This window comes from Novosphingobium sp. (genome assembly GCF_965214355.1).
Taxonomy (GTDB): Bacteria; Pseudomonadota; Alphaproteobacteria; order Sphingomonadales; family Sphingomonadaceae; genus Novosphingobium.
Map to the genome: position 1 here is coordinate 430,393 of NZ_CBDCBI010000002.1, position 17,701 is coordinate 448,093.

A 17,701-nucleotide genomic window follows, 5' to 3' on the forward strand; every position below is an offset into this window, starting at 1 on the left:
GCATGGCACTTACGGTGAGTTACGTAGGGCCGGGATCAGGGTTTCTGGTCGTCGCCTGGCGTAGACGCTGATCGATGTATGAAGCGCGCGTCCTGATCGTCGATGATTCTGCGGCGATGTGCGCGTTGTTCAGCGATATTCTCGATCGCGCCAAGCATGTGCGGGTGGTGGGCACGGCGCGCAATGCCGCCGATGCGCGCGCCCTGATCGCTGATCTGAAGCCCAATGTGATCACGCTCGATGTCGAGATGCCCGGGATGAACGGGATCGAATTCCTGGCCGAAATCATGGAAACCAATCCGCTGCCGGTGGTCATGTTGTCATCGCTGACCCAGCCGGGGTCCGAAATGGCGCTGCGCGCGCTGGAGCTTGGCGCGGTCGAATGCTTTTCGAAACCGCTACGCGCCACGCCCGAACAATTCGCCAGATCGGCCGCGCGGCTGGGGCGGGTGGTCTGGGCCGCCTCAAACGCCAATGTGCGCCACCGCCGCGCGCGCGGCGACCACAAACCGAGCCACGCGCATTTCGAATGGAACGGATATCTGGCGGCGCTCAGCGCTTCGGTGGGCGGGATCGACGCGCTGGCGTCAGCGCTGGCGCCGTTCCCCGCGCATTGCCCGGCAACGGTGGTGTGCCTGCAGGCCGAACCGATGCTGGTGGAGGCATTCATCGCGCAGCTGGATGCCGCATTGCCGTGCCATGTGCGCGCAGCGAAAAATGGCGCTGCGCTGGTTGCAGGGACGATCCATATCGCCGCGCATCCCGAACTGCATGTCGTGGTCGAGCGCGGCGCACCCGCGCGCCTGCGGTTGATTGCGCGCGATCCGGTCGATGGCGCACGGCCATCGGCCGACATGCTGTTCGGATCGATCGCGCGCGGTGCGATTCCGGCGGTCGGCGCGGTGCTGACCGGCATGGGCAGTGATGGCGCACGCGGCCTGCGGCTGTTGCGCGAAGCGGGCAGCGCGACATTCGTACAGGACCGCCAGACTGCGCTTGTCCGCGAAACGCCCGATGCGGTGGTCGCGCATGGTGCCGCTGCGGTGGAATTGCCGCTGGCCGAACTGGGCGCGGAGGTGCTGGCCGCTTGCGCGATGTCCTGATCAGGATGCAGGTGCGGCGCCCAGCATGGCCATGCGGATTTCAATGAAATCCTGCCGGATTTGCGTCAGGCCCGCTGGATTGAACGCCAGCACGCTATCGAGGATCGTCGTGCGGGCCGAGGCATACAGCTGCAACAGCGCCTGGCCCGTCGGGGCATCGGCGTCGACGCCCATCTGCAACGCAGTCAGCGCGGCGATCGCGCGGGTCAGCGCGGCGCTCTTGGCGCCATTGTCGCCGCGCCCGCTGGCATGGATCGCGCGGCCGACCGATCCCGCGACCTGTTCCAGGCACAGATCGACCAGCTGGCGCGAGGTTGCACCACTGACCCGTGCATCGAAATCGACGCGGCGATAGGCTTCGGAGGGATCGCACCTGAGCAGCATGTCAACCGCCCGTCGTGCTGCTGCTGTTGGTCCACAGCGCGATCTGCTGGGTCAGGAACGACTGCGTCGACTTGTCGGCCGTTACCGCCGCGTTCAGCGCCGAAAACTGAGCCAGCAGCGTGGTCCGCAGCGTTGCCTGCTCGGTTGCGATCTTGGCCAGCAGCGTCGTGTTGGCGGTCTGCTGCCTGGTCAGGTCCGCGCTCGATCCGGCGAGCGAATTGGGGTTGGTCGGGTCGCTGAACGAGGCCGAGAGGTCATAGATCGTCGCGTAGACGCCATGAATACCGGTCGTGAACATGGCGGTTACCGCAGCCGAATTGGCACCGATAGCCTTGCCCAGCACTGTCGCATCGAGCGTGAACGTGCCGTCGCGATTGGTGGTCAGCCCCAGGTCGCCCAGGGTCGAGGGCTGTCCGGCGGTGGCATCGGGCATGATCTTGGTCGAGCTGAGCGAAGACAGCGCCCGCATCATCGCGCGCGCACCCGGATTGTTGTTGAGCGGGCCGCCGATGGCGGTGTCGGTGTTCAGCGTGCCGACGATCGAATTGAGCGCGGTGACGAGGTCGGTCATCGCGGAATTGATCGCGCTGGTCGGGCTGGTAAAGCTGATCGAGGTCGGGCTGCCGACATTGGTCCCGGTCAGGTTGAGCGAAATTCCGGGCGCCGCATCGGTGATCGAATTGGATGTCGCCGTGCGCGACACCCCGTTGAGGATATAGCTGGCATCGGTGGCGGGCGCAGCCAGCGTTGCCCCGCCGGACGTTCCAGTCGTGGACGGGTTGTAGGCGTATTTGGCCAGGCCGGGGTCCGCCGCGTCTTCGCTGGCGCTGATCGTGAAGGCGTTGGCGGCGCCTTGCGGCCCGGTGATGACCAGCTGTTGCCCGGTGGAATTGGTCGCGACATAGGCGCTGACGCCGGCGCCCGAATGATTGATCGCACTGGCGAGCTGCGCCAGCGTATCGCCCGCGCCCACGTTGACGTTAATGGCCGCCTTGCTGCCGGCGGTGAACGTCGTGCCCGAAACCGTGCCCAGCGTGATCGTCAGGCTGCCCGAACCGACATCGGTGGTCGTGGCGGGGATGCTCTGACTGGCAATGGTCTGGCCTTGCGCCAGCGTGTCGACTTCGAGCGTGGCGGTGCCGCTGCCGCTGACAGTGCCCGCGCTGACCGTGGCGACCGCGCTGTTGGCGATCTGCGGCTGCGACGACAGGCTGCCCGCGTTGATCAGCGAGTCGAGCGAGCTGGTCAGCGTCGACATCATGTTCATCAGCGATGACGCGTCAGAAATCTGCGTACCCAGCGTGCTGTTATTGCTGTTCAGATGATCGACCTGGCCCGAGTATTCGGCGGTCGACAGCTGATCGGCCAGACTGCTGGCGTTGATATTGCCGCTGACGCCAAGTTCGGTCAGCAGCGCCTGCGTCGCGCTGCCGACCGAGGTGGCCGACGTGCTGGACGAGGTGGTGGCGACAGGGGTCGTGGTGCCGGTCGAACTGGTGGAGGATACGCTGGTCATACGGGCAAGAACGACCGGTCTGCGGGCGGGTTAAGGGTTTGTTGAGAGGGGATTCATTCCGCGCTGATTTCAGGATTGCCCTCGGGGTCGAAGCGCACCGACAGCGGCACGTCGACACGCGGTGCCGGCGGGCTTTCGCCGCGTTTGAGGCTCATGACAAACGCCAGCACCGCGGCGACCGCGATATACAGCTCCTCACGGATCACCTGGTTTTCGCGCGTGGTGTAATAGACCGATCGCGCCAGCGCCGGGTATTCCAGCATCGGCACGCCGAATTCGGCGGCCAGTTCGCGCATCGCCATCGCGGTTTCGCCGCGCCCTTTGCCAAGCAGGATCGGCGCGGGCGCGATATCGGGGTCATAGCTCATCGCGACGGCGAAATGCGTCGGGTTGGTGATGATGAACTGCGCGTCCTTCACGGCCTTGCGCATCGATCCCTTGGCGATCGCGCGCTGGCGGCGGCGCTGCGCCTGCTTGGCCTGCGGGTTCCCTTCGGTTTCCTTGTGTTCGTCGCGCACTTCCTGATGGCTCATGCGCAGGCGCGCCTGGCGCCGGACCCACTGGATCGGAAAATCGCTGAGCGCGATCAGCACCAGGCCGACCGACAGATAGACCAGCAACATCGCCAGCGCGTTCCACGCAAAGCCCAGCTGCACATGCAATTGCCCCGAACCGAGCCCGACCAGCCCCGCGATGCGCGTGCGGAACCACACGAATGTCAGCACGCCAAGCAGCGCGAGCTTGGCCAGGCCCTTGCCGATCTCGATCAGCCCTTGCGTGCCGAACATCCGGCTCAGGCCTTTGGCAGGCGACAGGCGCGAGGTCTTTGGCGCGAGGTTCCTCGCCACGAAGGCGCCATCGCCCAGGCCCAGCTGCACGAACAGTGAGGCCGCGAGCACGCCCGCGCCCAGCACCAGGACCGGTGGCAGGGCGCTGCCCAGCGCCGCAACGAGCATGGCGCCAGGGTCGAAATTATCGAATGTATCGTGGTCCCACACAAACCCCAGCCGCATCGCCTCGGTCAGCCCGCGCATGACCCACGGCCCCGCCAGGATCAGCCACGCCACCCCGACCAGCGTGCCCGTTGCAATCGTCAGTTCGCGGCTGCGCAGGACATCGCCGCCCTCGATCGCGGTGCGTTTGCGCTTTGCAGTCGGGGCAAGGGTTTTTTCGCCGCCGTCGTCAGCCATCCATCGCGCTCCTAATGAAGCAGCGCGGCGCTGTACGCCACGGCGGTGTGCGCCAGATCGGTCAGGCGGTCGCCGATGAGCGGCGCCGAGACGACCAGCGCGGCAATTCCGGCCAGCACGCCGGCAGGCAGGCCCAGCGCCATCAGATTGAGCGACGGTGCCGAACGGCCGATGATCCCGGTCACGATCTGCACGACCAGCAGCAAAAGGACGACGGGCAGCGCGATCATGATCCCGGTCAGGAACATGTCGCCGGCAAACCGGTCGACCAGGTGCAGCCGGTCGGGCGTCATCCACGCGGTGCCGGGCGGGAATGTGCGATAGCTTTCGACCAGCAGGCTGATCCAGTCGAGATGGGCGCCGACGCCGAAGAACAGCACGGTCAGTACGACGGTGAAGTACTGGCCGAAGATCGCCGAATGCGTGCCGTTGACCGGGTCGGCGCTCGCCGCGATCGCCATGCCCATGCTTGCGCCGATCATTTCGGCGGCGATCAGCGGCGCGGCAAATGCCAGCTGCATGACAAAGCCGATCGCCAGGCCAATCAGGATTTCGCCCGAGACCACGACCATCCCGCCCAGCGACAGGAGTTGCGGCGGCGCCGCGACATGCGTCCAGTTGCACACGAAGATCGCCAGCGCGCCGGTCAGGATCACCCGCACTTGCGCAGTGACTGCAGCCGAGCCGAACAGCGGCGCGGCAAACAGCGCCGCGCCGATGCGTGTCATGACGAACATGAAGCGCCAGAATTCTAGCTCGAGCGCGCCGAAACCGAAATCAATGCCGATCACCGGAGCCTCATCTTCCCATCATCGCGATCTGGGCCATGACATCCTTGAGGAAATCGCCTGCCAACGCGAGCATTGCACCGCCCAGCAGCACCAGCACGAGCGTGGTCACGGCCAGCTTGGGCACGAACGTCAGCGTCTGTTCGTTGACCGAGGTAGCCGCCTGGATGATCCCGACGACCAGGCCGACCGCAAGATTGGCGGCGAGCACCGGCACGGCGGCGAGCGCGGCGGTCCACAGCATGCGGTCGGCGAGCGCAAGGAGCGTGGTGGTGTCGTCCACTACGCGAAACTCTGCGCGAGAGAGGCCATCAGCAGCGACCAGCCATCGACCAGCACGAACAACAACAGTTTGAACGGCAAGGACACGACCGTGGGGCTCATCATCATCATGCCCAGGCTCATCAGCACCGACGACACGACGATATCGATCACCAGGAACGGCAGGAACAGCATGAACCCGATCTGGAACGCGGTCTTGAGCTCGCTGGTGACGAACGCGGGCAGCAGGATCGAGAACGGCACATCGGCCTGGCTGGCAAAGCGCGGGGCGTGCGCCATGTCGGCAAACATCAGCAGGTCGCGCTGGCGCGTCTGGCGGATCATGAACGTGTGGAATTCGCGCCCGCCGGCGACAAACGCCTGTTCGGCACCGATCGTGCCCGCCGAATACGGCGCGATCGCATTGGCGTTCACCTTGTCGAGCGTGGGCGCCATGATGAACAGCGACAGGAACAGCGACAGCCCGATCAGCACCGGATTGGGCGGCGCCTGCTGCAGCCCGAGCGCCTGGCGCAGCAGCGACAGCACGATCAGGATGCGGGTAAAGCTGGTCATCATCAGCAACAGGCTGGGCAGGATCGTCAGCAGGCCCATGATCAGCAGCAGTTGCAACGACAGCGCCATGCTGCCCTTGCTCTGCGCGCCTGACAGTTCGCCGAACGCACGATCGAGCGCGCCGGGCATGGCGTTGGCGGGCGCGGCCTGCGCATGCGCGGCGGTGAACTGAATCGCCAGGAACACGATCAACGCGATCATCACCACACGCCAGAACGAGCGCTTCTTCTTGCCCCCCTCCCCTTCAGGGGAGGGGCTGGGGGTGGGGCCTATCCCTACTCGCCAAGGATTCCATGACCGGGCTGGTGTTGCTCCACGCAATAATCCCTGGTGCGTGGGGAGAGGCCCCACCCCAACCCCTCCTCTGAAGGGGAGGGGCTTAAGGAAGAGACGATCAATCATCGGACCCCCCTTTGCGCGCGGGGGCGTCGCCGAGCAGGACCAGGCCCTGTTTCGAAGTGGAGACCAAAATCTCGCGGTCGTGGAACGCAATCACCGCCAGCCGCAGCGACGGCGACAGCATCCGCGATTCAACGATGCGCAACCCCGAAGACGGCCCTTCGCTCATCGCAAACCTGCCCTCCATCCGCTTGGCCAGCCGCAACGACCCCCAGGCGAACAGCGCGATCAGTGGCAGCAGCACCACCAGCTTGATCAGGTACCAGGCCATTACGCGGCACCGCGGCGCGGTTCGTCGGGCGCCATCGCGTCCTGCCCGACCAGTTCGACGATGCGCAGGCCAAAGCGGTCGCCCTGCGTCACGACTTCGCCGCGCGCGATCAGCTTGCCGTTGACCATCACGTCGAGCAATTCATCGGTCATGCGGTCGAGCACGACCACGCTGTCGGTGCTCAGCCCGAGCACATCCTTCAGCTTCATGTCGGTGCGGCCGAGTTCGACGGTGAGGCGTACATCGACATCCTTGATCAGGTCGAAGCCGCGCGGGGTGAAAGTCATGATTGCCTCATTTTTGCAAGATCGGATCAGGTAAGCTGGGTCATCTGGATTGCGACACGGTCGTCCATCGCGCCGATCGTGCCGTGGCCGATCGCGTGACCGACGGTCTGGCCCTTGCCCTGGCGCCCCGCGATCAGCGGGACAGCCCGCGCGATCGGCAGGTTGAGCACCTGGCCGGGTTCGAGCCGGGTCACGACATGCAGCGGTACGCGGGTGTCGACGAGCAGCGCGGTCAGGCGCAGCGGCATGGCGGCAAACGGTTCGCGCGCCGGGTCCGATGCGGGGCCGGGCGCGCGGGTGCCAGCGGGCAGGCCGGCCATGCCGGTCAGCATCGGCAGCGCGGTCATTGGCAGGGCAAAGCGGATCGGCCAGGGTGCGCGCGCGCCGTCGGCAACGGCGATTTCGATCATCGCCACGCGGGTGTCGCGCGCAAACGGCTGCAATTGGGCAAGATCGGTTTCGCGGCGCAGCGGCAGGATGACCGGACGACCACCGGTGGTGCTGCCCAGCGCCGCGCCCAGTTGTGCAGCAAGGATTGTTTCGATCCGCGCCAGCATCATGTCGGCCGACATCGGCAATTCGCGCGGCATCGGGCGCGGCACATCGCCGGGTCCACCAAAGGCACGATCGACCAGCCGCAGCACCGCTTCGGCATCGATCGCGCTCAACAGCCGCTCGCCAACTGTCGAGGCACTGTAGAGGCTGTACGAGCACAGGTTTTCCGACGCGAAATCGGCTAATGTCATATCCTGCGGCGGCGCAATCCCGACTTTCAGCAGTTCGACCCCGCACAGCCGCGACAGGGCGCCGGGCAGCGTCCGGACCAGCCGCGCCGACGCGGCGCCAAGCGCTGCCAGCACTTCGGCTTCGGCGGGACCTGGGCGCATCAGCGCCGGGCTGTGCCGGGCCAGCGCGCGCTCGGCGACAAAGTCGAAATTGCCCTTCATTGGATGATGAAATTCTTGAAATAGACCGCGTCGACCCCGCCAAAGCCTTCGTCCTCGGTCAGCACCTTGTTGATCGCGGCGGTCAGCCGGCGTTGCAGCGCTTCCTTGCCGGCGGGGCTCTGGATCGAATCGTCGGTGGTGTCGGCCAGCACCGCGAGCATCGCCGAACGGATCGCCAGCTCATGCTTTTTCAGCCACAGCACCACGCGGTAATCCCGCCTGGTCGAACACGCGATCGACAGTTGCACCAGCGATTCGGTGCCCTTGAGATTCGAGGTGAAATCTTCGCTGAAGCTGAAATAGATCGTGCGGTATTCGCTGCCGCCATCGCCTTCGGTGTTCTTGCCGCCTTCGCCTTCACCCTCCTTGGCCGCCGGGGCAAACGGGTCGGTCGCGCCTTTCTTGATCAGCTTGGGGTGGTTGTCTTCCTTCATCGCGGCTTTGCCGCCGCCGATCACGCCCGCCGCGACGAGGCCGAAAACCCCGCCGCCGCCGACCGCAAGCAGCACGACCGCGCCGATGATCAGCATCATCTTGCCGCCCTTCTTCTTGGCCTTGGGCTCTTTGTCTTTCTTGTCACTCATGGTGTGTCACGCGCCCCCTCAGGCAAAAATGGCGGAATTGTCGGTGGCAGCGTCGCCGGACTGTGCAGCCGCGGCCGGGTTGGCCTGCGCTGGCTGCGTGCGCGGCTGGTTGCGTGGCTGCTGGCCGGACTGCTGGCCGGACTGGTTGTCGGCCAGCGAGCTGTTATGCCGCGCGGATTGTTCGGCATGGGTGTTGGCGTGCGGCGTGCCGGCCGTTTGTGCGGGCGCCGTTATCGGCGATGGATCGGGCGTGTTGGCGTGGTTATGGCCTGTGTCGCTCGGGCTGTTATTTGTGCCGGCGCTGCTGCTCGTGGCTGCCGCTGCTGCGGCGGCGGGGGCAAAGCCCGGATCGGCGCTGCGCATCGTGACCGCCAGGCCCTGGTCGCGCGCGGTGAACTGCATCGCCACGGGACCGAAATCGGCATGCTGCATCGTCACGCCGACTGGTGCCGCGCTGGCCAGCGCGTTGTCGTCGCGCGCGCGGGCGATCGCATCAACCAGCGTGGCGAAATCGGCCGGGCCTTGCGCCGGTACAGCCGTTGCAGGCGCGACCGGTTCGGGTGTTACGGCTGCCGTGCTCGTCGCCGCGGTATAGGTCACCGCTGCAGCCTGAATCGGCACTGCGGGTTCGGCAGGTTTTTCCGGGGCACGCTGGGTGCCGATGGGTGCTGCGGCCAGGTGGACGGGCGTGGCGGTCGGCGTCGGTTGGGCCACAGTGGCCGCAAGTGAAACCACAGCGGCCGGCGAGGCGGGGGTGCCGGGCAGCGGCTCGGTGATGGCAGCCGCACGCGCGGGTTGCGTGGCGATCCGGGCGGCGGTCGGGGCTGGCGGTGTGGTGCCCGATGGCGCATCCTGGCCGGCGATGACTAGCCCAAGGACGGATGCAATCGCGACATCGCTGGCCATGCGGACGGGAACAGGCGTTGCGACGGGCGGGGTTGAAGGCTGTTGGCCAGGCGCATCATCCGCATCGGGTAAAGGCGCGCTTGCGGGATCGGCGGGAGCGACTTGTGCTGCCGGAACCCCAGCTGCCGCCAGCAGCGGCGCGAGGATCAGCATGGCCGCGTCGGCTGGGGCTGCGGCGGGTGCAGCCAGTGCCGGTCCGGCAGGAACGGGCGCAGGTTCGCGCGATGCGGAGATGGGGGGCGGTGTTGCCGGATTGGTGGCGACCTGGGTGGATGCCGCGAGCGAGGAATCCGTCTGCGGTTGGGCGGGCAGCGGCTGGGCGGGCAGCGTCGGTGTGGCCAGCGCCGGTGTTTCCGGAGCGGGGGCAACGTGCGCAACGGCAGCTTGAACCGAAGGTGCTGGTGCCGGCGTGGCTTGCGGCAGTGGTGCCAGTGCAGGCGCGGCTTGCAGTGCCGAGAGTTGCATCGATGGCGCCGGTGCGATCTGCACCGGCGTAGGCGTAGGCGTAGGCGTAGGCGTGGGGGCGGTTCGCGGGTCTGTGGCCGAAGGGTCCGCCGCGGATCGCACAACTGGTGCTTGCTCGATCTGTGCCTGCGCGACTGGTGCAGGACCAGATTGCGACGGCGTTGCCGATAGGGGGGCGGCCGGTACCGTGGCGGCCTGTACCGTTGCGGCCGGTACCGTGGGGGACTGGGCAACTGTGGCTTGCGCGGCCTGCTGCGGCGTTGCCAGTGCCAGCGCGGCCTGTACCGTTGCAGGTCGCTGCGTTGGTGCCGACACCATTTGCGTTTGTGCAATCGGCAAGGACGCGGTTTGCGCTGATGCTGGTGCTGGTGCTTGCGCTGGTGCCGCCGATGCAGCCGTGGCCTGCGCCGGGGCAAAATGCGGCAAAGGCGCCGTCACAGCCTGCGTCTGCGCGGCCACTGTGGGCGCAATTTGTGCCGGCGCAATCTGCGCGGGTGCTGGCCGGGCTGGGGCCGGGCTCTGCAGGACAGGGGATGGCACGGATGCTGGCTGCGCGGGTGCTGTCTGCGTAGCCGGGGCCCGGGGTTGCGCGGCCAGAACAGGCCCGGACTGGGCAGCCAGTGTGATGGTTGTGACCTGGGGTTGCGCACTGCGAACGATGACAGGCGACAGGATGACAGGCTGAATTCGGGCGGGTTGAACTGGAACAGGTTGAACCGCGGCAAGCTGTATCGCGGCGGGCTGCAACGGCTGGGTCTGCTGCAGTGCTGCAGCTGCCAGATCCGGCGTCGCAGGCCCGGTGTCTTTGGCGGCAGCCTTCGCGGATTTCTCGTGGGGGGTCGCAACGCCGGTGCCGGTGGTGACACGGGATGGGTTTGCCGCTGCCACCATCATCGTGGCCACCGGCAGTATTTTGCCGGATGTTGCCGTCGGGGGCGTCGCGATTGCCGGTGCCGCCGGCAAGGCCGGTGCCGGGATCGTAACCACGGCAGCTGGTATTTGCTGCGACAACAATGTCGCGGCAAAGGGCGCGGTAGCGGGCGCTTTTGCGCCGGAATTCTGATTTGGCGCGGAGTTGATCAGGCCTGCAAGACTGAGCGGTGCCGGGCTCGCTGCGGAAAGCGGGCCGGCAGGAAGGGTGGGGGCGGCAATTGAAACGGTCATGAATTGGGCGCTCCCGAGATGGTCAGTGCTAGTTATGCGAGAACCGTGCCAATTCAGGACAGGGCGTCAGGGCTTGCGGGTATTGCGTGCGCCCAGCGGCAGCGCCGCCGCGCTGCGGGCCCGCGCGATCGCTTGCGCGGTGGCGTTGGCACGGGTTTCGACTGCGGCGCGGCTGCGCTCGGCGGCGGCGGCTTCGGCGGCGCGGGCGTCGGCCTGGTCGCGCGCGCGCGCGACATCGCTGTCGTTGCGGCCGACCATGCCCTGCAATTCGCCCAGGTAAATCCGCTGGCGCGCCAGATCCGCGCCGCATTGTGCATCGGTGCGCGCGGCATAGCCGGTGATCAGCGCATTGGTCCGTGCCTGCAGCATTTCCAGGCTGGCCAGTCGGGTTTCGGCACGACCCGCCTCGGCCAGCGCATTGTGCCGCGCGATGCCGCGCAGTTTTTCCAGCCGTTGCAGGCGGCGCAGGTGTGCGTGATCAGCCATCATGGCCGATCAATTCGCTCAACTGGTCGATGCTGGCAGGCAAAGCCACGATCTGCGCCTGCGCTTGCGCGAGGTAAGCGGTCAGCCGGTCGTGCATCGCGATCGCGCGGTCGAGTTGCTGATCGGTGCCCGGGCGATAGGCGCCCATCAGCACCAGGTCGCGGTTGGCCTCGTATGTCGCGATCAGCGCGCGGAACCGCCGCGCGGCTTGCGCATGGCCGGGCGCGACGATGTCGTTCATCACCCGGCTCAACGATGCGGCGATGTCGATTGCGGGATATTGCCCGCGCTGCGCCAGGTCGCGCGACAGCACGACATGCCCGTCGAGGATCGCGCGCGCGGTATCGACCACCGGATCGTCCTGGTTGTCGCCGTCGGCCAGCACGGTGTAGATGCCGGTGATCGATCCGCCGCTCGCGGCCGAATTGCCCGCGCGTTCGACCAGCTTGGTGATCGTCGCCAGCGCCGATGGCGGATAGCCGCGTGCCGCGCCCGGTTCGCCCAGCAACAGCCCGATCTCGCGCGCGGCGTGCGCCACGCGGGTCAGGCTGTCCATGATCAGCAGCACGCGGCGGCCCTGCTGACGGAAATGTTCGGCCAGGCTGGTCGCCAGCATCGCGCCACGAATACGCAAGTTTGGCGCATGGTCGGCGGGGACCGCGACGATGACGCTGCGCGCGCGCTTTTCGCCATTCATATGGCGCTCGACGAAATCGGAGACCTCGCGCGCGCGTTCACCGATCAGGCCCACGATCACCACTTCGGCCTCGGTGCCGTGCGCGATCATGTCGAGCAGCACCGATTTGCCCACGCCCGATCCGGCCATGATGCCGATGCGCTGCCCCACGCCAAACGTCGTCAGCGCATTGAGCGCGCGCACTCCGACGTCGAAGGGGGCGCGGACTGGCGCGCGGTCGAGCGCGCCGGCGCGCACGCCGCCCGCCGGCCATTCATCGCCGGATGCGATCGGTGCGCCACCATCGATCGGATGTCCCTCGCCATCGACCGCGCGGCCCAGAAACGCCGCGCCCACCGGCAACATGCCCGGGCGACCTTCGGGCCGCACACGCGCGCCGGGGCGCAACAGCACCGGATCGCCGAGCAGCATCATCATCGTATGGCCGTTGCGAAACCCGATCGCTTCGGCCGCGAGCGCGCCTGTGCCATGCGCAATACGGCAATGCGCGCCGATCGGCAGCGACAGTCCGCTGACTTCGAGCAGGCCGCCATCGCAGGCCGAGACCACGCCATAACGGCGCGGGCCGGTCGCCGGCCGCGCGCGCGCCAGGCGGTCGAGCAGCGGAAATGCCGGGTTCAGCACGACCGGATCGCGTCATCGAGCGCCGCGCGCCACTGCGCCGGGCCGTCCTCGACACCGCCAGTGGCGGTTTCGATCCGCACGGTGCCGCGTTCGGCGGCCGGATCGGGTTCGCAATGCCAGGTTTCGGGCAGGCGGCCGTGGACCAGCGCCAGGTCTTCAGGATGCATCCGGATCACGCGGTCATCGGTCGCGCGGTTGAACAGCGCCGCAGCCACTTCGACGCGTGCGGCCAGATTGGCCGGCGCAATCGCCGCTTCGCCCAGCACCGCGCTGCATAAGGCGAGCACGGTATCTTTCAGCCGCGCGGCAAACGCCTCGGTCTGCGACGTGTCCATATGCGACAGCGCGGTTTCGATGCGATGGCGCGCGGCGTCGTTGCTGGCCATGTTTGCCTGCGCGGCGGTGGTGCCGTCCTGCGCGCCCTGGGAATAGCCGCGGGCGAACGCGTCGGCAACGGGATCGAACGGCGTAGCGGGCTCGATCAGGATCGGGGTAAACCGGGCGTCGCGCGAAAATATGCTGGTGCGCGCGCCGAGCGCTGCAAACGTGGCGCGTTCAGACATAATCGTCGTCGCCTGCGCCGAACACGATCGACCCTTCGGCGGCAAGCCGGCGCGCGGCGGTGATCATCGCCTTTTGCGCCTCGATCACTTCGGCCATCTTCATGCGGCCACGCGCGCCGATCTCGTCGCGCACGCCGTCGGCGGCGCGCGACGACATTGCGCGGAAGAACACGTCGCGCTGGTCTTCGGGCGCACCCTTCAGCGCGGAGATCAGTGTGTCGCTGTCGACTTCGCGCAGCAGCGTGCCCATCGACTTTTCGTCGAGCACATACAGGTGCTCGAACTTGAACATCTCGTTTTCGATCGCCTTGGCCAGCGCTTTGTCCGCCTTGGCGATTTCGGGCATGACCCGGCGTTCGACCGTGCGCACGGCGGCGTTGATGATGTCGGCGGCTTCACGCGGGCCACCCATCGTCAGTGCGGCGCGGCCGTGGCATTCGGTGATCCGGCGCGCCAGGATGTCTTCGAGCATCGAAATCGCATCGGGCGATACCCGGCCCAGCGTCGCAACCCGCTGCACCACCTGCGACTGGATATCTTCAGGCAGGCCGTGCAGCACGCCGGCGGCGACTTCGGCTTCGAGCTGCACCAGCAGCACCGCGATTGCCTGGGGATGTTCGTCGCGGACCAGTGGCAGCAGCACCGTGGGCGTCAGCCAGCGCGCGAGTTCGAGCGAATTGGTACGCTGTTCGGGCGCGATCCGCTGCATCAGGCTGTCGGTCTTGATCTCGCCGATCGCGCGCGTCATCATGTCGCGCACCTGGCTGACGCGGTCGGGCACGATCAGGCCCATGCGCTCGGTCTTCTCGATGAAGCGCCCGATCGCATCGGCGATCGAGGCCGGCCCGATTTCGCCCAGCGCGACCATGCGTTCGCCCAGCAGGCGCAATTCGCCCGGATCGAGCTGACCCAGCAACGAGGCGGCCTGGTTGTCTTCGAGCAGCATGATCATCACGGCGGCGCGCTCGGCGTCGGTCACGTTCATGGTGCCGGGGGAAAGATCGCTCATCATGCAGGCTCCGCTTCAGGGTTCTTGAGCATCTGGCGCAGCGCGGCGACGGCCGTATCGGGCTGTTCGCGCACCAGTTGCTGGGCGATGCCGACCTGCCGGCCCAATTGCTGGGGGTCGACGAAGCCGGCTTGCTGGATCTGCAGTGGCGCATTGCCCGGCCGCGTGCCGCCGCCGGTTACGAGTTCGCCTGCCGACGGGCCTGGCAGCGCGCGCAATTCGCCAGGTTGTCCCGGTTCACGCTTTAGCGCCTTGATGATCGGGCGCACGCCGAGCAGCAGGGTCAGCAACACGGCCAGCAACGCAACGACATTGCGCACCGCCATCGCAAACCAAGGGGTTTCCCAGAATTTGGGCTGGTCGATCGTGGCGACCTGGAACGGGCGCACGACCACCGCGACCTGGTCGCCGCGCGCCGGGTCGGCGCCGACCGCGGCGCTGACCAGCTGCTTGATCTGGTCGATCTCGCCCGGCTTGGCCTTGGCCATCGCCGCTGCGCTCAGCGCGACGGCGACCGACAGGCGGCGGATCTTGCCGGGTCCGGCGTTGGTTACGGCGACTTCGCGGCCCAGTTCATACGTACGCGTGGACGAGGTGTCGCCAGCGCCCGGGGCTGCCGTGGGCGCGGGGCTCGGCGCTGCGCCAGGGGCCGGAGCGGTGTTGGCGGTCGGCGCGCCAGGCGAGGCGGTGGCCGCAGGCGGGGGCGTGTTGGACAGGACGCCCGGTACGCCAATGGCGCCGGCACCGGCTCCGCCCCCGGTGCCGGCACCCGATGCGGTCTGTGTTTCGCTGCGCACGACGCCCTGCTTGTCATAGCTTTCGCGCGCGCTGGTCTGCTGGTCCATGTCGAGATCGAGCCGGATCTCGCTCGAAAAATTGCCTGTGCCCAGGATCGGCGTCAGCAGTGTCTCGACATGGTCGCGCAATTGCGCCTCCAGCCGGGTCTGCATTTCGATGCGGTCGGTATCGCCCGGCTGGCCGGCCGACAGCAGATGCCCCTGCTGGTCGGCGACTTTGACCGCCTCGAGCGACAGCCCGGGTACCGAGCCTGCGACCAGGTTGATGATCGCAGTGACCTGGCTGGCCGACAATTGCCGGCCTTTGGCCAGCTTGACCATGACCGAGGCCGTCGGCGGCGCGCTGTCGCGCACGAACGCCGATTTTTCGGGCTCGGCGAGATGGATGCGCGCGCCTTCGACGCCGTCGATCTGCATGATCGTCAGTTCCAGCTCGCGCTCGCGGGCCGCCTCCATGCGCTGGCCTTCGACCGTGCGGCTGACGCCCAGCGGCAGCTTGTCGATCATCTGTTCGCCGGTTTCGGGCGTGGCGAGCGCGCCATCGGCCGCGGCAACCATGCGCGCCTTGTACAGGTCGTCTTCGCCGACGGTAACCGCGCCGGTCTGATTGTTGATCTGATACCGGATCGCTGCCTTGTCGAGCGCGGCGACGACAGTGGCGCGTTCACTGTCGGACAAGGTGGTATACAAGACGCGCTGCGGCGCGGGCGCCATTTCCAGCCAGAGCAGCCCGGCCAGGCCCGCGGCAGTGATCCCGGCAAACCACGGCAGCGCGCGGCGAACCGGATTTTGCGCCAGGAACAGGCTTATCCGCGCGGCGAAACCGCCGCCGCCGGAATCGGTCAGCGGGGCGAGCAACGACGTGCCGTGGTTCGGATCGGCCATGACGGATTACATCCCCAGCTTCATGATGTCCTGGTACGCAGACAACAATTTGTTGCGCACCTGGAGCGTGGCTTCGAACGCGACGCTCGATTGCTGGCGGGCCAGCATCACTTGCGCGATGTCGGTAACCTGCCCGGTTTCATAGGCCCCGGTGACCGCATCGGCATGGGTCTGCGTCTGGTTTACGGTTTCGAGCGCGGATTTGAGCGCACCGGTAAACGAGCTGCCGGTGGATTCGGATGGCGTTATCGCAATCGCTGCATTGCCCGAATGCACCTGTTGCAGCGCCTGGCTGCGATCGATGATCTGCTGGCGCAAATGCATGATGTCGCTGACACCGGTGGCAGCGCCGATGCCGGATATCGCGGTCATCGCCGACCACCTGCAACCGCGATGCCGGCGTCGCGAAACGAGGCCAGGCGATAGCGCAAGGTGCGCTCGCTGATCCCCAGTTGTCGCGCGGCGGCGATCCGGCTGCCGCCGCAGGCGTCGAGCGTGGCAAGGATCGCGCGCGCTTCCGACAGTTGCACGATATTCGACAGGCGCGCGCCGCTGCCGGTGGTCATGCCGGTATCGGCAGGTCCGTTATCGGTTGCGGTGCGCACCGCGCGGTCGAACACGATATGGTGCGGGCCGATCTCGGCCGCATCGCCCGCCAGTAGCAGCGCGCGACGCACCACGTTTTCCAGCTCGCGGACATTGCCCGGCCAGGGGTGCCCGGCCAGCATGTCGATCGCGGCTTCACCGATCCACGGGATCGCAAAGCCGGTCGGCACATGGCGCAGCATCATCGTGAACGCCAGCGGTGCGATATCGTCGGGCCGTTCGCGCAGCGGGCGCAGCATCAGCGGAAAGACATTGAGGCGATAGTAAAGGTCGGCGCGGAAGCGGCCTTCCTCGACTTCGAGCGGCAGGTCGCGGTTGGCGCACGCGATCACGCGCACATCGACCTTGACCGGCTGCGTCGCGCCGATCGGCACGACTTCGCGCTCCTGCAGCGCGCGCAGCAGCTTGGCCTGCAGCGACAGCGGCATTTCGGCAATTTCGTCAAGCAGCAGTGTGCCGCCGTGCGCCGCGCGGAAAAAGCCTTCGCCCGCCGCGCTCGCGCCGGTGAATGCACCCTTCTGATGGCCGAACAGCATCGCCTCCAGCATGGTTTCGGGCATCGCGGCGCAGTTGATGGCGATGAACGGCTTTTTCGCGCGTGCCGAACGGTCGTGGATAAAGCGGCTGAGCACTTCCTTGCCGGTACCGGTCGGGCCGTTGATCAGCACCGGAATGTCGCTGGCGGCGATGCGTTCGGCCAGCGCGAGCACCGACAGGCTTTCGGGATCGGCCGCGACCGGGCTGCCCGCCGGCATCGCGCAGGCAACGAGCGAGGCCAGCGCCGCTTCGCTTGCGCCGTCATCATATGTCAGGGTCAGGCGATCGGCCGTGCTGCGCTCGATCGCCGGCGTGCCGTGCATCAGCCGCACGGTGCGGGCCAGCGGCAGCGGCGTGATCTCGTCGCCATCCAGCAGAAATACCTGCGACAGCGGGCCGGGCGAACCGATGACCGAGGCCGCGCGCTGCACCAGCGGGCTGTGCGCGGATCTCGCCTGTGCTGAAATCTGCAGTCCTGTCTGTTCGCGCGTCATTCGTTTTTGCCCCGTTTTAACCATGTCTGGCTGAGGCCTTTTCGCGCGAAAACGACAAAGGTTCTGAAAATTTAAGTCATGGGCGTTGCCTGAGGAAAATTACGTATCGACGGCAATGGGTCGCCAATGGGGGGTTAAAAGCGGCGGCGTTTTGCCGGTCTT

Annotated in this window: 21 protein-coding genes; 3 read left to right on the top strand and 18 right to left on the bottom strand. The window is 67.0% G+C overall.

The window, feature by feature from the left end; genetic code table 11:
• The first annotated feature begins 74 nt into the window (after positions 1-74).
• Positions 75-1,103, top strand: coding sequence for a chemotaxis protein CheB (locus ACOOE2_RS02640; protein ID WP_420381474.1), 1,029 nt, complete (start codon positions 75-77; stop codon positions 1,101-1,103).
• Here ACOOE2_RS02640 and fliS read toward each other — a convergent pair whose 3' ends face one another.
• The 11 genes from fliS to ACOOE2_RS02695 form a co-directional block, all read right to left on the bottom strand.
• A complete protein-coding gene (gene fliS / locus ACOOE2_RS02645; RefSeq protein ID WP_420381475.1) occupies positions 1,104-1,487 on the bottom strand; it encodes a flagellar export chaperone FliS in 384 nt (127 codons plus the stop codon).
• Between the two features lies 1 nt (position 1,488).
• Positions 1,489-3,003: a flagellar filament capping protein FliD gene (gene fliD, locus ACOOE2_RS02650; RefSeq protein WP_420381476.1), complete on the bottom strand. Its 1,515-nt coding sequence runs from the start codon at positions 3,001-3,003 to the stop codon at positions 1,489-1,491.
• 53 nt (positions 3,004-3,056) lie between these two features.
• Positions 3,057-4,193, bottom strand: a complete 1,137-nt coding sequence (locus ACOOE2_RS02655; protein ID WP_420381477.1) for an EscU/YscU/HrcU family type III secretion system export apparatus switch protein — start codon at positions 4,191-4,193, stop codon at positions 3,057-3,059.
• 11 nt (positions 4,194-4,204) lie between these two features.
• Positions 4,205-4,984, bottom strand: coding sequence for a flagellar biosynthetic protein FliR (locus tag ACOOE2_RS02660; RefSeq protein ID WP_420381478.1), 780 nt, complete (start codon positions 4,982-4,984; stop codon positions 4,205-4,207).
• 7 nt (positions 4,985-4,991) lie between these two features.
• On the bottom strand, positions 4,992-5,264 hold the full coding sequence (locus tag ACOOE2_RS02665; protein WP_420381479.1) for a flagellar biosynthetic protein FliQ: 273 nt from the start codon (positions 5,262-5,264) through the stop codon (positions 4,992-4,994).
• Entirely contained in the window at positions 5,264-6,019 is a 756-nt protein-coding gene (gene fliP / locus ACOOE2_RS02670; RefSeq protein WP_420381480.1) for a flagellar type III secretion system pore protein FliP, read from the bottom strand. Before fliP ends, ACOOE2_RS02665 begins: the two co-directional genes overlap by 1 nt.
• A gap of 193 nt (positions 6,020-6,212) precedes the next feature.
• Complete coding sequence (locus ACOOE2_RS02675) at positions 6,213-6,488, bottom strand: flagellar biosynthetic protein FliO (protein ID WP_420381481.1); 276 nt, start codon at positions 6,486-6,488, stop codon at positions 6,213-6,215.
• Complete coding sequence (gene fliN, locus ACOOE2_RS02680; protein WP_420381482.1) at positions 6,488-6,775, bottom strand: flagellar motor switch protein FliN; 288 nt, start codon at positions 6,773-6,775, stop codon at positions 6,488-6,490. The genes ACOOE2_RS02675 and fliN overlap by 1 nt, the downstream gene beginning before the upstream one ends.
• Before the next feature lie 26 nt (positions 6,776-6,801).
• A complete protein-coding gene (locus tag ACOOE2_RS02685) occupies positions 6,802-7,722 on the bottom strand; it encodes a FliM/FliN family flagellar motor switch protein (RefSeq protein ID WP_420381483.1) in 921 nt (306 codons plus the stop codon).
• Positions 7,719-8,306 (bottom strand): flagellar basal body-associated FliL family protein, encoded by a 588-nt coding sequence (locus ACOOE2_RS02690; protein WP_420381484.1) that lies wholly within the window; start codon positions 8,304-8,306, stop codon positions 7,719-7,721. Before ACOOE2_RS02690 ends, ACOOE2_RS02685 begins: the two co-directional genes overlap by 4 nt.
• Positions 8,307-8,324: 18 nt before the next feature.
• Positions 8,325-9,677, bottom strand: coding sequence for a hypothetical protein (locus ACOOE2_RS02695; protein ID WP_420381485.1), 1,353 nt, complete (start codon positions 9,675-9,677; stop codon positions 8,325-8,327).
• A 305-nt stretch (positions 9,678-9,982) separates the two neighbouring features.
• Between ACOOE2_RS02695 and ACOOE2_RS02700 the strand changes: the two genes are divergently transcribed.
• A complete protein-coding gene (locus ACOOE2_RS02700) occupies positions 9,983-10,249 on the top strand; it encodes a hypothetical protein (protein ID WP_420381486.1) in 267 nt (88 codons plus the stop codon).
• Positions 10,250-10,482: 233 nt separating this feature from the next.
• The gene (locus tag ACOOE2_RS02705; RefSeq protein ID WP_420381487.1) at positions 10,483-10,740 is read left to right on the top strand and encodes a hypothetical protein; all 258 of its coding nucleotides are present in this window, start codon (positions 10,483-10,485) and stop codon (positions 10,738-10,740) included.
• A gap of 167 nt (positions 10,741-10,907) precedes the next feature.
• Here ACOOE2_RS02705 and ACOOE2_RS02710 read toward each other — a convergent pair whose 3' ends face one another.
• The 7 genes from ACOOE2_RS02710 to ACOOE2_RS02740 are packed head-to-tail and all read right to left on the bottom strand — an operon-like array spanning position 10,908 to position 17,539.
• Positions 10,908-11,330: a hypothetical protein gene (locus ACOOE2_RS02710; RefSeq protein WP_420381488.1), complete on the bottom strand. Its 423-nt coding sequence runs from the start codon at positions 11,328-11,330 to the stop codon at positions 10,908-10,910.
• Positions 11,320-12,648 (bottom strand): FliI/YscN family ATPase, encoded by a 1,329-nt coding sequence (locus tag ACOOE2_RS02715; protein ID WP_420381489.1) that lies wholly within the window; start codon positions 12,646-12,648, stop codon positions 11,320-11,322. Before ACOOE2_RS02715 ends, ACOOE2_RS02710 begins: the two co-directional genes overlap by 11 nt.
• Positions 12,642-13,211 (bottom strand): FliH/SctL family protein, encoded by a 570-nt coding sequence (locus ACOOE2_RS02720; RefSeq protein WP_420381490.1) that lies wholly within the window; start codon positions 13,209-13,211, stop codon positions 12,642-12,644. Before ACOOE2_RS02720 ends, ACOOE2_RS02715 begins: the two co-directional genes overlap by 7 nt.
• Entirely contained in the window at positions 13,204-14,220 is a 1,017-nt protein-coding gene (gene fliG, locus ACOOE2_RS02725) for a flagellar motor switch protein FliG (RefSeq protein WP_420381491.1), read from the bottom strand. Before fliG ends, ACOOE2_RS02720 begins: the two co-directional genes overlap by 8 nt.
• On the bottom strand, positions 14,220-15,902 hold the full coding sequence (fliF, locus tag ACOOE2_RS02730; protein ID WP_420381492.1) for a flagellar basal-body MS-ring/collar protein FliF: 1,683 nt from the start codon (positions 15,900-15,902) through the stop codon (positions 14,220-14,222). Before fliF ends, fliG begins: the two co-directional genes overlap by 1 nt.
• A 6-nt stretch (positions 15,903-15,908) precedes the next feature.
• A complete protein-coding gene (fliE, locus tag ACOOE2_RS02735) occupies positions 15,909-16,274 on the bottom strand; it encodes a flagellar hook-basal body complex protein FliE (protein WP_420381493.1) in 366 nt (121 codons plus the stop codon).
• Positions 16,271-17,539, bottom strand: a complete 1,269-nt coding sequence (locus tag ACOOE2_RS02740) for a sigma-54 interaction domain-containing protein (protein WP_420381494.1) — start codon at positions 17,537-17,539, stop codon at positions 16,271-16,273. Before ACOOE2_RS02740 ends, fliE begins: the two co-directional genes overlap by 4 nt.
• Between the last annotated feature and the right edge of the window lie 162 nt (positions 17,540-17,701).

Bases quoted from the DNA above. Each gene is read 5' to 3' on its own strand.
- ACOOE2_RS02640 (WP_420381474.1), top strand. From the start codon at position 75: ATGTATGAAGCGCGCGTCCTGATCGTCGATGATTCTGCGGCGATGTGC.
- fliS (WP_420381475.1), bottom strand. From the start codon at position 1,487: ATGCTGCTCAGGTGCGATCCCTCCGAAGCCTATCGCCGCGTCGATTTC.
- fliD (WP_420381476.1), bottom strand. From the start codon at position 3,003: ATGACCAGCGTATCCTCCACCAGTTCGACCGGCACCACGACCCCTGTC.
- ACOOE2_RS02655 (WP_420381477.1), bottom strand. From the start codon at position 4,193: ATGGCTGACGACGGCGGCGAAAAAACCCTTGCCCCGACTGCAAAGCGC.
- fliP (WP_420381480.1), bottom strand. From the start codon at position 6,019: ATGATCGCGTTGATCGTGTTCCTGGCGATTCAGTTCACCGCCGCGCAT.
- ACOOE2_RS02675 (WP_420381481.1), bottom strand. From the start codon at position 6,488: ATGGCCTGGTACCTGATCAAGCTGGTGGTGCTGCTGCCACTGATCGCG.
- fliN (WP_420381482.1), bottom strand. From the start codon at position 6,775: ATGACTTTCACCCCGCGCGGCTTCGACCTGATCAAGGATGTCGATGTA.
- ACOOE2_RS02685 (WP_420381483.1), bottom strand. From the start codon at position 7,722: ATGAAGGGCAATTTCGACTTTGTCGCCGAGCGCGCGCTGGCCCGGCAC.
- ACOOE2_RS02690 (WP_420381484.1), bottom strand. From the start codon at position 8,306: ATGAGTGACAAGAAAGACAAAGAGCCCAAGGCCAAGAAGAAGGGCGGC.
- ACOOE2_RS02695 (WP_420381485.1), bottom strand. From the start codon at position 9,677: ATGCAACTCTCGGCACTGCAAGCCGCGCCTGCACTGGCACCACTGCCG.
- ACOOE2_RS02710 (WP_420381488.1), bottom strand. From the start codon at position 11,330: ATGATGGCTGATCACGCACACCTGCGCCGCCTGCAACGGCTGGAAAAA.
- ACOOE2_RS02720 (WP_420381490.1), bottom strand. From the start codon at position 13,211: ATGTCTGAACGCGCCACGTTTGCAGCGCTCGGCGCGCGCACCAGCATA.
- fliG (WP_420381491.1), bottom strand. From the start codon at position 14,220: ATGAGCGATCTTTCCCCCGGCACCATGAACGTGACCGACGCCGAGCGC.
- fliF (WP_420381492.1), bottom strand. From the start codon at position 15,902: ATGGCCGATCCGAACCACGGCACGTCGTTGCTCGCCCCGCTGACCGAT.
- fliE (WP_420381493.1), bottom strand. From the start codon at position 16,274: ATGACCGCGATATCCGGCATCGGCGCTGCCACCGGTGTCAGCGACATC.
- ACOOE2_RS02740 (WP_420381494.1), bottom strand. From the start codon at position 17,539: ATGACGCGCGAACAGACAGGACTGCAGATTTCAGCACAGGCGAGATCC.